11 protein-coding genes are annotated in these 12,259 nt (G+C 71.7%); 10 read left to right on the plus strand and 1 reads right to left on the minus strand.

Features of this window, described 5'->3' with window-relative positions; translation table 11 throughout:
* Positions 1-442 precede the first annotated feature (442 nt).
* The 8 genes from O7622_RS11380 to O7622_RS11415 all read left to right on the plus strand — a co-directional run bounded on the left by O7622_RS11380 (position 443) and on the right by O7622_RS11415 (position 9,376).
* Positions 443-1,489: a hypothetical protein gene (locus tag O7622_RS11380; RefSeq protein WP_282313317.1), complete on the plus strand. Its 1,047-nt coding sequence runs from the start codon at positions 443-445 to the stop codon at positions 1,487-1,489.
* A 383-nt stretch (positions 1,490-1,872) separates the two neighbouring features.
* Complete coding sequence (gene rpsB, locus O7622_RS11385; protein ID WP_013474393.1) at positions 1,873-2,739, plus strand: 30S ribosomal protein S2; 867 nt, start codon at positions 1,873-1,875, stop codon at positions 2,737-2,739.
* 128 nt (positions 2,740-2,867) lie between these two features.
* Entirely contained in the window at positions 2,868-3,725 is an 858-nt protein-coding gene (gene tsf, locus O7622_RS11390) for a translation elongation factor Ts (RefSeq protein ID WP_282313318.1), read from the plus strand.
* Positions 3,726-3,882: 157 nt separating this feature from the next.
* The gene (gene pyrH, locus O7622_RS11395; protein ID WP_013284607.1) at positions 3,883-4,650 is read left to right on the plus strand and encodes a UMP kinase; all 768 of its coding nucleotides are present in this window, start codon (positions 3,883-3,885) and stop codon (positions 4,648-4,650) included.
* Between the two features lie 86 nt (positions 4,651-4,736).
* Positions 4,737-5,294, plus strand: coding sequence for a ribosome recycling factor (gene frr, locus O7622_RS11400; protein ID WP_282313319.1), 558 nt, complete (start codon positions 4,737-4,739; stop codon positions 5,292-5,294).
* 254 nt (positions 5,295-5,548) lie between these two features.
* Complete coding sequence (locus O7622_RS11405) at positions 5,549-6,874, plus strand: phosphatidate cytidylyltransferase (RefSeq protein ID WP_282313320.1); 1,326 nt, start codon at positions 5,549-5,551, stop codon at positions 6,872-6,874.
* A 104-nt stretch (positions 6,875-6,978) separates the two neighbouring features.
* A complete protein-coding gene (gene rlmN / locus O7622_RS11410) occupies positions 6,979-8,124 on the plus strand; it encodes a 23S rRNA (adenine(2503)-C(2))-methyltransferase RlmN (RefSeq protein WP_282313321.1) in 1,146 nt (381 codons plus the stop codon).
* Positions 8,125-8,146: 22 nt separating this feature from the next.
* Positions 8,147-9,376: a DivIVA domain-containing protein gene (locus O7622_RS11415; protein WP_282313322.1), complete on the plus strand. Its 1,230-nt coding sequence runs from the start codon at positions 8,147-8,149 to the stop codon at positions 9,374-9,376.
* Positions 9,377-9,453: 77 nt separating this feature from the next.
* On the opposite strand, the gene O7622_RS11420 is transcribed toward O7622_RS11415, so the two are convergent.
* Positions 9,454-9,678 (minus strand): hypothetical protein, encoded by a 225-nt coding sequence (locus O7622_RS11420; RefSeq protein WP_282313323.1) that lies wholly within the window; start codon positions 9,676-9,678, stop codon positions 9,454-9,456.
* A gap of 249 nt (positions 9,679-9,927) precedes the next feature.
* Between O7622_RS11420 and O7622_RS11425 the strand changes: the two genes are divergently transcribed.
* Together O7622_RS11425 and O7622_RS11430 are read left to right on the plus strand one after the other, a co-directional pair.
* Positions 9,928-11,508, plus strand: coding sequence for a Rieske 2Fe-2S domain-containing protein (locus tag O7622_RS11425; RefSeq protein ID WP_282313324.1), 1,581 nt, complete (start codon positions 9,928-9,930; stop codon positions 11,506-11,508).
* A 108-nt stretch (positions 11,509-11,616) separates the two neighbouring features.
* On the plus strand, positions 11,617-12,255 hold the full coding sequence (locus O7622_RS11430) for a TMEM175 family protein (RefSeq protein ID WP_282314108.1): 639 nt from the start codon (positions 11,617-11,619) through the stop codon (positions 12,253-12,255).
* Positions 12,256-12,259: the final 4 nt, after the last annotated feature.

The raw sequence follows: 12,259 nt of genomic DNA on the forward strand, positions 1-12,259 counted from the left end.
CGATTGGACAGGAGGCTGCAGACAGGATTGCAGAAGAGGGCTACAGGCTCTTCGACTGATCTATGGTCAGTCTTCGTCTTTCTGCGTTGTATCCCTCGAAGGTCAGCCCCCGTGGCCGAAGCCGAAGTGACGCATCCACTTGCACTGAGAGGTGTTGGGTGACGAAGGCTAGTCACATCTGAAGCTGGTGTCGTCGCCAGGTGAGGACAGATTGTGCGGAAAGAGGGGCGCTCCGGTCGGACCGTACCGGCCGGGGCGCGCTTCCTGCCGATCGGCCTGGCGAAGCTGCGCGTTCGGAGGGAGAGCCCGTGATGAGTCAACCAGTCCGCTCCCGCGCCACTGGCCGTGATGGATTGATGATCTGAGTAGTCCGTCCGAGCTGGGCCTACGTCCTGACGGGCCCGCATGGCGCGGCTGGAGCCGGTCGCATACCGTGCCCGTCGTGGACGGACGACGGAGCTATCCCGAGGATGAGCAGGGGTCGCGGTGGGGCGACCGCGGATATGAGTCGGACTGGCGCGCCGCGGGTGAGCCCCGCTACCGCGACGACGACTACCGCACGCCCGAGCAGCGCGCCGGCGAGAACCGGTACGCCGAGCCGGGCCGGTACTCCGCCGCCGATCCTCTGGTGGACGACACGAGCGGCTGGCGGTCGCAGCGGCCGGACGATCCGGAGATCTCCGGTGAGCTGCCCGGGTCGCGCGCCGGCCGTCGCGCGGCGCGCGAGTCGGCGGCCGATCCGCTCGGCGCGGTGTCGCGCAGCGGTGTCGACGCGCTCGGCACCGCCCCGCACGGGAACCCGCTGTCGAGTTCTCTGAGTACGTCGGCGACCGCCCCGCTGACCGGCGCGGCTCCGGCGGGTACCGACCCGTACGGCCTCATCGCCCACGGCAGTGACCCGGCCGGTGGCGCCGGCGTCGACGCCCGCAGCGCTGTCGGCGGCGTCGACAAGCCCCGGCTCAGCCCGATCGGCGGCTACCCGATCGTCGAGCCGGCGCCCGGTGCCGACGGCGGGGCCGACCCGTCGGCCGCGGCGCGGCTCAATCCCGGCGAGGCGACTCCGCTGCGGATCGGTGAGCGTCCGGGCGGCCCGGCCCAGCCGGCGGCGACCCCGAATCCGCTGGAGATGCCGACCGGCCCGATGCCGGCACTCATGCCCCGGCCGGACGGGCCGCCGCCCGGTGACGGCGTGTACCGGACCCGGCGTCCGGCGCTCGCAGTGCTGCTGGCGGTGATGGTGCTGGTGCTGGAGGTGCCGGCGGTGCGGGTGTTGCTGCACGGCCTGTTCGGCGACCCGGTGTCGACGTCGCACGTGGTGGTGGGCATCTTCCTGGTGGTCGGCCTGCCGATCTTCGGCACCGGCCTGTACGGGCTGCGCACCGGCGGGCTGGCGCTCGCCGACGGCAGCCGGGGCTGGCTGCGCCCGCCGACCGCCTATCTCACCGTCGGGCTGGTGCTGTTCCTCGCCGCCGCCCTCGCGGCGGGTTGAGCGGGTGAACGACCGCTGAACCACTACGCCGAAGTGGCGGGGTCACCGACAGGTTGACACCGCCACTTCGCCGTACCGGTGTCGATCAAGCCCGTACCGGTGTCGATCAAGGCCGTACCGGTGTCGATCAAGGTCGCGCTGGCGTCGATCAGGCCGGCCTTCCGCACCCCAGGGCCGTGCGGCGGAGAGAGCGCGTACACTGGTCGACTGGCGACCGCCTCGTGCGGTCGACCTCGCGTGCCCTCTCCACGGTCTCCTCCGTGGGGCGACGGCCTCCCTGGTCCCGGTCTGACGTACCGGGCCCACCCTGGCCGGCGACCGGGTGCCAGGCGTCCGGCCGCCGGCCGGACGGACAACCAGGGACAACGTAGGAGTAACCCACCATGGCCGTCGTGACCATGCGTCAGCTGCTGGAAAGCGGTGTGCACTTCGGGCACCAGACCCGGCGCTGGAACCCGAAGATGAAGCGCTTCATCTTCACCGAGCGCAACGGTATCTACATCATCGACCTGCGCCAGACGCTCGACTACATCGAGAAGGCGTACGAGTTCGTCCGCACCACCGTCGCCGGTGGCGGCAGCATCCTGTTCGTCGGCACCAAGAAGCAGGCCCAGGAGGCCATCGCCGAGCAGGCGACCCGGGTCGGCCAGCCGTACGTCAACCACCGCTGGCTCGGTGGCATGCTGACCAACTTCCAGACCGTGTACAAGCGGCTGCAGCGGATGAAGGAGCTGGAGGCCCTGGGTGACCTGAGCGGCACCGCCGCCGGTTACACCAAGAAGGAGACGCTCCAGCTCTCCCGCGAGAAGATCAAGCTCACCAAGACCCTCGGTGGTCTGCGGGACATGCAGAAGCTCCCGGCCGCGGTCTGGATCGTCGACACCAAGAAGGAGCACATCGCCGTCGACGAGGCCCGCAAGCTGGGCATCCCGGTGATCGCGGTGCTCGACACCAACTGCGACCCGGACGAGGTCGACTTCCCGATCCCGGGCAACGACGACGCCATCCGCTCGGCCGAGCTGCTGACCAAGGTCGTCGCCGCCGCCGTCGCCGACGGTCTGATCGCCCGTTCCGGCCGTAACCGGGGCGCGGACGAGAAGCCCGAGGCCGGTCAGGTCGGCGCGGACGAGCCGCTGGCCGAGTGGGAGCGCGAGCTGCTCGAGGAGCCGAAGAAGGCCGACGAGCAGCCCGCCGCCGCCGAGCCGGCCGCGCCGGCCGCCGAGCAGCCGGCGACCGCCTCCGCGGAGTGATCTCGCCGTCGCGTCCCCACCGTCGGCGATCCCCGGCGGTGGGGACGTGACGGGTACGCCGGGCAGAACCGGCCCGGAACCGGGTAACCAGCACCCCAGACCACCTCACTGACACCGAAGAGAGAGTCATGTCCAACTTCACCGCCGCGGACGTCAAGAAGCTCCGCGACCTCACCGGCGCCGGCATGATGGACTCCAAGAAGGCGCTGACCGAGGCCGAGGGCGACTTCGACAAGGCCGTCGAGATCCTGCGCGTCAAGGGCGCCAAGGACGTCGGCAAGCGGGCCGGGCGCACCGCCGCCAACGGCCTGATCGCCCACTCCGGCCAGGCGCTGCTCGAGCTCAACTGCGAGACCGACTTCGTCGCCAAGAACGACGCCTTCATCGCGCTGGCCCAGCAGCTGGTCGAGCACGGTGTGGCCAGCGGCGCCACCAACGCCGAGGAACTGCTCGCCAGCAGCATCGACGGCAAGAGCGTGGCCGACCTGATCCAGGAGCAGTCCGCCAAGATCGGCGAGAAGCTGGTGCTCAACCGCTTCGCCAAGCTGGACGGCACCACCGCTGTCTACATGCACCGCAAGAGCCAGGACCTGCCCCCGGCGGTCGGTGTGCTGGTCGAGTTCACCGGCACCGCCGGCGCGAGCGCCGGCCAATCGGCTGCGGACGACGAGGCCGCTGCCTCGGATGCGCGCGCCGTGGCCATGCAGATCGCCGCGATGCGGCCGAAGTACCTCACCCGCGAGGAGGTGCCGGCCGAGACCGTCGAGTCCGAGCGGCGCATCGCCGAGCAGACCGCCCGTGAGGAGAACAAGCCCGAGGCGGCGCTGCCGAAGATCGTCGACGGCCGGGTCAACGCCTTCTTCAAGGACTTCGTCCTGCTGGAGCAGGCGTCGGTCGCCGACAACAAGAAGACTGTCAAGCAGGTGCTGGCCGACGCCGGCATCGAGGTGACCCGCTTCCTGCGGTTCGAGGTCGGCCAGGCCTGAGCCGCCGCACCGGGCCGTCCGGCCCGGGCACAGGGGAGAACGTCGACGAGGAGGCCGCCGGTGTACGCGACAGGCACCGCGGCCTCCTCGTCACATAGGGTCGGCAGGGGCACGTACGCGACGCTCGCGCGATGCGCGGGGAGAAGGGGCGGGGCGGATGACGCAGGTTGTGAGTGACCGGAGCCTGGCGGCGGAGGATCCGACCGCCCCTCCGCCCGGTCGGTCCCGCCGGGTGGTGCTGAAGCTCTCCGGTGAGGTCTTCGGCGGCGGCGCGATCGGCGTCGACCCCGACGTCGTGCAGGGCATCGCCCGCCAGATCGCCACAGTGGTACGCCGCGGCGTGCAGGTGTCGGTGGTGGTCGGCGGCGGCAACTTCTTCCGCGGTGCCGAGCTGCAGAAGCGCGGCATGGACCGGGCGCGCGCCGACTACATGGGCATGCTCGGCACGGTCATGAACTGCCTGGCCCTCCAGGACTTCCTGGAGAAGGAGGGCATCGAGACCCGGGTGCAGAGCGCGATCACGATGGCCCAGGTCGCCGAGCCGTACATCCCGCTGCGCGCGATCCGCCATCTGGAGAAGGGCCGTGTGGTCATCTTCGGCGCGGGCGCCGGCATGCCGTACTTCTCCACCGACACGGTGGCCGCCCAGCGGGCGCTGGAGATCCGCGCGGACGTGGTGCTGATGAGCAAGAACGGCGTGGACGCGGTCTACACCGCCGACCCCCGGATCGACCCGACCGCGAGCAAGCTCGACTCGATCACCTTCTCCGAGGTGCTGCGCCGTAACCTGCGGGTGGCCGACGCCGCCGCGTTCAGCCTCTGCATGGAGAACGGCCTGCCGATGCTGGTCTTCGGCGCCCAGGGCGACGACACCATCGTCCGGGCCGTCGGCGGCGAGAAGATCGGCACCCTGATCACCGCCTGACCGGCCCGCCGGACCGGCAGCGGTCCCTCTGCCACGGCAGCACCCGCACCACACACGACGAGCGACAGAAGGAGGCGAGGAGACCGGTGATCGACGACACCCTCCTCGAGGCGGAGGAGAAGATGGAGCGTGCCATCGAGCACGCCAAGGAGGAGTTCGGCGGCATCCGTACCGGACGTGCCAACGCCGCCATGTTCTCCCGGATCGTCATTGACTACTACGGCAGCCCGACCCCGCTGCCGCAGATGGCGTCCATCGCGGTGCCCGAGCCGCGCATGGCGATCATCAAGCCGTACGACAACTCGCAGCTGGGCGCCATGGAGAAGGCGATCCGCGACTCGGACCTCGGGGCCAACCCGAACAACGAGGGCAACCAGCTCCGCATCGTCCTGCCGCAGATGACCGAGGAGCGGCGCCGCGACATGATCAAGGTCGCCCGGCAGAAGGGCGAGGAGGCCAAGGTCGCCGTCCGCAACATCCGCCGCAAGGCCAAGGAGGAGCTGGACCGCCTGGTCAAGGACGGCGAGGTCGGCGAGGACGAGGGCCGGCGCGCGGAGAAGGAGCTGGACGACCTGACCCAGCGCTTCGTCGCCGGCGTCGACGAGCTGGTCAAGCACAAGGAGAGCGAGCTGCTCGAGGTCTGAGCACCCGCGTACCTCGCACGGCACCGCGCCGCCGTCGTCCGTCCGGGCGGCGGCCCGGTGCCGTCGTCGTGCCCGGCGGCGCACACCCTCGGCGCTCCGGCGGGTGCAGTAGGCTCGGCACGATTCCCGACCACCACGGGGTGAACGGCGGGAGTCGCCCGGCCGTCGGTCGGTTAACAGGAAGTCTCACGCCGGTAGGGGATGGTCTTGGTCTTGCGTCATGTGGTGGCTCTCGTACCGGCTGCCGGTGCGTGATGTCCCACCCCGACCCCTACGGCAACACCGAGTCGCGTGGCTGGGACCGCCCGGCCGCCCCGGCCCTGCCCTGGCCGGACACCGATCTGGAGCCCGGCCCGTGGCGTCCCGGTCCGGCCGCGCACACCCACCCCGCCGAGCCGGACACCTACGCGCGTCCCGGCGCAGGCCCGGACGCGTACGCCGGTCCGGACACATATGCCGCTCCGGACACGTACTCCGGGCCGTACCCGACGACCTCGCGGCACCACGACGGCCCGGGCCGGTACGACGGACCGCCGGCCGGCGACCGCGGCCGGCCCGACGGGCCGGAGCACGACGGCCCGTGGGGCGAGCCCGCCCGCGACGACGAGTACCCGACCGCGCAGATCGCGCCGGTGCGCGACGAGCCCACCGGCCAGATCCCGGCGGTACGCGACGAGCCCGCCTCGGAGCCGCCGGCCGGCCGCCGTGGGCCGGGACGCCGACGGGCGAGCGCGGAACGCCCGCCGACCACCGCGCCGAAGACGTCCCGGGCGGGGCGCAACCTGCCGGCCGCGATCGGCGTCGGGGTGGCCCTCGGCGCGGCGGTCGTGGTGCCGCTGTTCTTCTTCATGCCGGCGTTCCTGGCCGTGCTGGCGGCCGCTGTGGGGATCGGCATCTGGGAGATGGCCCGCGCGGTACGCCGCAGCGGCGCCCACCCGCCGCTGGCGCCGCTCGTCGCCGGTGGTGTGATCACAGTGGGCCTCGCCTGGTACGCGGGCCCCGACGCGCTCTGCCTCGGGCTGCTGGTCACGGTGCTGGGCACGATGATCTGGCGGCTGGGCGACGGGCCCGGCAACTACCAGCGCGACCTGACTGCGGCCACCCTGATCGCGGTGTACGTGCCGTTCCTCGCCGGGTTCGCGGCCATGCTCGCGGCGGCGCCCGGCGACGGGGCCCTGCGGGTACTGGTGACGCTGGCTGCGGTGGTGCTCTCCGACACCGGCGGGTATGCCGCGGGCGTGTCGTTCGGCAAGCACCCGATGGCACCCACGATCAGCCCGAAGAAGTCCTGGGAGGGCTTCGCCGGCTCGGTGACGGCCGCGGCGGCGGGCAGCGCGGCGCTGCTGTGGGCGTTGTTCGACGTGGCGCCCTGGTGGGGCGCGTTGTTCGGGATGGCGATCTCGGTCTCGGCGGTGCTCGGTGACCTCGCCGAGTCGATGATCAAGCGGGATCTCGGCGTCAAGGACATGAGCAACCTGTTGCCCGGGCACGGCGGCCTGATGGACCGGCTCGACTCGATCCTGTTCGCCGTGCCGGTGGCCTACCTGCTGCTCGCTGTCTTCGTCCCGGTGGTGAGCTGAGGCATGCGTCACGGCGGCGACCCGCTGCGGGCCGGGTGGCCGGGGGCGATTCGACACGTACGGACAGGTGCCTCCGGGCGGCAGCGTGTCAGACTGGACGCGCCATGACGAGTCTCCCGCTGATCTCCGTAGACCCCGACGCCCGCGGCCGCCGGCCCGCGATGCCTCCCCGCCACCTCGCCGACCTGGACCTGCCGGGCCGGCAGGCGCTCGTCGCCGAGCTGGGTGAGCCAGCGTTCCGCGCCAAGCAGGTCTCCAACCACTACTTCGGCCGCCTGGTGCGCGACCCGGAGCGGATGACCGACCTGCCGGCGGCGACCCGGGAGCGGCTGGCGGGCGAGCTGCTGCCCACGCTGCTGACCCCGGTCCGCGAGCTGGCCTGCGACGACGGCGCGACCCGCAAGGCGCTCTGGCGGCTGCACGACGGCTCGCTGGTGGAGAGCGTGCTGATGGGCTACCCGGACCGGGTGACCGTCTGCATCTCCAGCCAGGCCGGCTGCGGCATGGCCTGCCCGTTCTGCGCCACCGGCCAGGCCGGGCTGACCCGCAACCTGTCCACCGCCGAGATCGTCGACCAGGCGGTCTACCTGGCCGGGGTGGCCGCGTCCGGCGCGGTGGCCGGTTCGCCGCCGCGGCTGTCGCACGTGGTGTTCATGGGCATGGGCGAGCCGCTCGCGAACTACTCGCGGGTGGTGGCGGCGGTCCGCCGGCTGGTGGCCCCGGCCCCCGAGGGGCTGGGCCTGTCGCAGCGGCACATCACCGTCTCGACCGTCGGTCTGGTGCCGGCGATCCGCCGACTGGCCAGCGAAGACCTCTCGGTGACCCTTGCGTTGTCGCTGCATGCCCCCGATGATGAGCTGCGCGACGAACTCGTCCCGGTCAACCAGCGCTGGAAGGTGTCCGAGGTGCTGGATGCGGCGTGGGACTACGCGGCCACGACGGGACGTCGCGTGTCCATCGAATACGCGATGATCAAGGACGTGAACGATCAGCCGTGGAGAGCCGATCTGCTCGGGCGGCTATTGGCCGGCAAGCTGGCCCACGTGAACCTGATCCCGCTCAACCCGACTCCGGGCAGCCGCTGGGACGCCAGCCCGAAGCCGGTCGAGCGGGAGTTCGTCCGGCGGTTGCGCGACGCCGGGGTGTCGACCACGGTGCGCGACACCCGGGGATGCGAGATCGACGGGGCCTGTGGGCAACTCGCCGCCGCCGGGGACACGGACGGCGACTCACGCGCGGCAACGGCGTAGCGGTACGAGACCAGGAGACATAGTGGCGAGTCAGGGTCAGCGTTTCCGGCGTAAGGCGCTCCGCCGGGGCTACAAGGTCGACGAGGTCGATGCCTTCCTGGACCGGGTCGAGGCGACACTCGACGGCCAGCCGATCGGCGCGCCCGTGGCCTCCCAGGAGGTCCACGACGTCGTCTTCCGGGTCCGGTTCAACGGCTACGACGAGTGGCAGGTCGACCTGCACCTCGATCGGGTCGAGCGCCAGCTCGCCGAGCTGGAGGAGCGTGGCGGCGCACCGGCCGGGCGCGGTGGCGACCCCCGGATGACCGACCGGCTCGGCCCGCCGATGCGCGACGACCGGGGCATGTCGCCGGTGCCGCAGCCGCCGATGCCGCCCCGGCAGATGCCCGCTCAGCCCGGCCCGCCCGCCGACCGGTACGGCAACCGCTACGACGAGCCGACCGGCGCGTTCGCCGGTGGCTACGACGGCCCGCGCGGTGGCTACGACGGCCCTCGCGGCCCGGGGGGCCCCGGCCCGATGGGCCCGGGCGCGCCGATGGGGCACGGCGGCCCGCCGCCGCGCGGCCTGCCGCCCGGCCCGGGCGGGTACGGTCCGCCGGACAACGGCCCCGGCGGGTACGGTCCCCCGGACAACGGCCCGGGCGGCTACGGTCCCCCGGACAACGGCCCCGGCGGGTACGGCCAGGAGGAGCGCTTCGACGGGTTCGAGGCCGGCCGGCGCGCCCGTGCCGACATGACCGCCGAGATCCGCATGCCCGAGCGTGAGCTGCGTGGTCGGGGCCCCGGCGGCCCGCCGGCGCTGCCGCAGCAGGGCTACGGCGCGCCGGAGCCCGGCTACGGCCCGCCCGACGCGGGTTACGGTCCGCCGGACCAGGGCTACGGCCCGGGCCCCTCGATGACCGGCCCGCCGCTCGTGGGTCCGCCGGCCGCCGGTCCGCCGATGGTGGGGCCGCCGGCCGCCGGTCCGCCGATGGTGGGGCCGCCGATGGCCGGCCCGCCCGGCAGCGACCTGCACCGGGTCGACCAGATCCGGCGCAGTTTCCAGGTCCGCCGGTTCGGTAGCGGCTACGACCCGGACCAGGTCGACCGGTTCTTCGAGACGCTGCTCGGCGGCATGCAGGGGCGCAACCCGATGCCGGTGAACCCGAAGGAACTCGACACGCTCCGCTTCGGGCTGGTGCCCGGTGGCTACTTCGAGGCCGAGGTCGACGCCGCGCTCAAGGACGTGCAGGACATCCTGCTCGGCCGCTGACGCCGCTCACGAGACGACGAAGGGCCCGTCCCCGGTGAGGGGGCGGGCCCTTCGCGCACTACCGTGGGCGCCGCGCGTCAGGACCGCAGGCCGTTGCGGCGCAGCACGGCGTCGCCGATGACGATGGCGATCAGCAGTCCGGCGATCCCGAACAGCCAGATGTGCTCCACCCGGCCCTCCTCGATACCGCAGAGCCCCATCAGAACCAAAGCCACCGCCGACAGCACCGCACCGATCCGTCCGGACTTGCGGTGTCCGGGCTTGTGCTGATCTGGCGCGGTTACCGGCTCGTCTCCTGCCACTGTCGGTCCTTCCCTCGCGATCGGATCTCCGATCAGTCTGGCACGCCCCCAACCGGGCCCGGCGCAGGGTCCGATCTCCTGCGCCGGGGATGACCCGGGCGGGCGACAGCGGGCGGGCCCGGCCGGCCCGGGTCGTTGGTCCCGTACCGGTGGGGGCGGATGGCCACTACCGGCGTCGCGGGACGGCGAGCACACTGCCTCCGGTAGCGTCTTGACGTACACCTTGATGCCTTTTTGAGGAGGACTGCGGTGCGAGTGACCGGTACGGGGCATGCCAGCATGCGGATCGACACGGCCGCGGGCAGCATCCTGTGCGACCCGTGGGTCAACCCCGCCTACTTCGCCTCGTGGTTCCCCTTCCCGGACAACTCCCTCCTCGACTGGGCGACCCTCGGCCAGGTCGACTACCTGTACGTGTCGCACCTGCACCGGGACCACTTCGACGCGAAGCACCTGCGGGACTTCGTGTCGAAGGACGCCACAGTCCTGCTGCCCGAGTTCCCCACCTCGGAGATGGAGGACGAGTTCCGGGAGCTGGGCTTCACCAAGTTCCTCAAGGCCCCGAACGAGCAGGTGATGGAGCTGCCCGGCGGCCTGAAGATCATGATTCAGGCGCTGACCAGCCCGACCGACGGCCCGATCGGCGACTCGTCGCTCTGGGTCGAGTACGACGGCGTCCGGCTGCTCAACCAGAACGACGCCCGGCCGACCGACCTGAGTGTGTTCGCCGAGCTGGGCCACGTGCACGCGCACATGCTCCAGTTCTCCGGCGCGATCTGGTACCCGATGGTCTACGAGCTGCCGCAGGCGGCGAAGACCGCGTTCGGCAAGCAGAAGCGGGACCGGCAGTTCGACCGCACCTGGCGCTACATCGACGACCTGAAGGCCGACCACGTCTTCCCGATCGCCGGCCCGCCGTGCTTCCTCGACGACGAGCTGTGGCAGTTCAACGACATCTTCGGCGACGAGGGCAACATCTTCCCCGACCAGTCGGTGTTCCTGGCCGAGTACGCCAAGGTCGGCGGCACCAACGGCATCGTGCTGCTGCCGGGCAGCGTCTCGGAGATCACCACCGAGGGCGCGACCACCACGCACCCGGTGCCGGTGGCGGAGTTCTTCGCGGACAAGGTCGCCCACCTGGAGGAGATGCGGGAGCGCAAGCGCCCCGTCATCGAGGCCGAGAAGGCGTCCTGGCGGCACCCCGAGGTCGACGTGCTGGGCGAGATGAAGCGCCGGATCGAGCCGCTGCTCGACGAGTCGATCTACCTGGCCAAGGGCGTCGGCGGGCCGGTCCGCTTCGACCTGGTCGGCTACGACGGTGTTGAGGTCGAATCGATCGTGGTGGACTTTCCCGGCAAGGAGGTCCGGCCGTACGCGGACGAGAAGGTCCGCTACCGGTTCCGTACCGAGCGGTCGCTGATCGAGCACCTGCTGCACATCGGCGAGGTGGACTGGGTCAACTCCCTCTTCCTCTCCTGCCGATTCTCCGCGGCCCGCATCGGCCAGTACAACGAGTTTGTCTACGCCTTCTTCAAGTGCCTGTCCGAGGAGCGCCTCCAGTACGCCGAGGGCTGGTACGACGAGCACGAGCGGGCGGTCGACGCCGAGGACATCACGCTCGACGGCTGGGTGGTGCAGCGGCGCTGCCCGCACCTGAAGGCGGACCTGAGCCGGTTCGGCATCGTCGACGGCGACCAGCTCACCTGCCAGCTGCACGGCTGGAAGTTCGACCTGGCCAGCGGGCGCTGCCTGACCAGCGTCGGGCACAAGATCCGCGCGCACCGCGCCGACGCGGAGACTCCGGCGCCGGCCGGGGAAGCAGCCATCTGACCGTTTCTGCCCCGTCCGCCGCCCCCGGCACGCGACCATCGGTCGTGAGGGGGCGGCGTGACGGGTGCGGACAGGGAGCCGGCGTACCGGTTCGGGCGTGGCAGCGAGATGGCGCGCGACGCCTCCCGGGTGGAGGCGTTCAGCGACGCGGTGATCGCCATCGTGCTCACTCTGATGGCCGTCGAGCTGCTGTCGTTCGACCCGGACACGCCGCAGGACGACGGGCTGCCGGCCGCGTTGCTGCACGAGTGGCGCGCCTACCTGGCGTACGTGATCACCTTCGCCATCGTCGGCCAGGTCTGGCTGACCCACCACAACATGTGGCGTTACGTCCGCCGGGTCGACCAGATGCTGCTGGTGCTGAACCTGCTGCTGCTGATGTTCGTGGCGGCGATCCCGTTCACCGCGGACCTGCTCGCTGACAACCTGCGCGGCACCGTCGGCGACCAGCGGCTGACCGCCGCGCTGTACGCGGGCGTGGTGCTCGGTGAGGCCCTGTTCTTCAACCTGAGCTGGTGGTGGGCGCGCCGCCGCGGGCTGCTGCAACCGGGGCTGGACCCGGGGCTGGCGCGGGCGGTGGCCCGCCGGTTCCGCCTCGGTCCGCTGCTCTACCTGGTCGCGTTCGCGATCGTGTTCGTCGACCCAGTGCTGAGCCTGCTGGCGTACCTGCTGCTGGTCGGCGTCTACCTGGTGCGCGGGCCGGGCGACCTCCCGCCCGCCGGCCAGGAGGCACCCGAGACGCCGTGAGCGG

It is taken from the genome of Micromonospora sp. WMMD1076 (assembly GCF_029581475.1).
GTDB classification, from domain to species: Bacteria; Actinomycetota; Actinomycetes; order Mycobacteriales; family Micromonosporaceae; genus Micromonospora; species Micromonospora aurantiaca.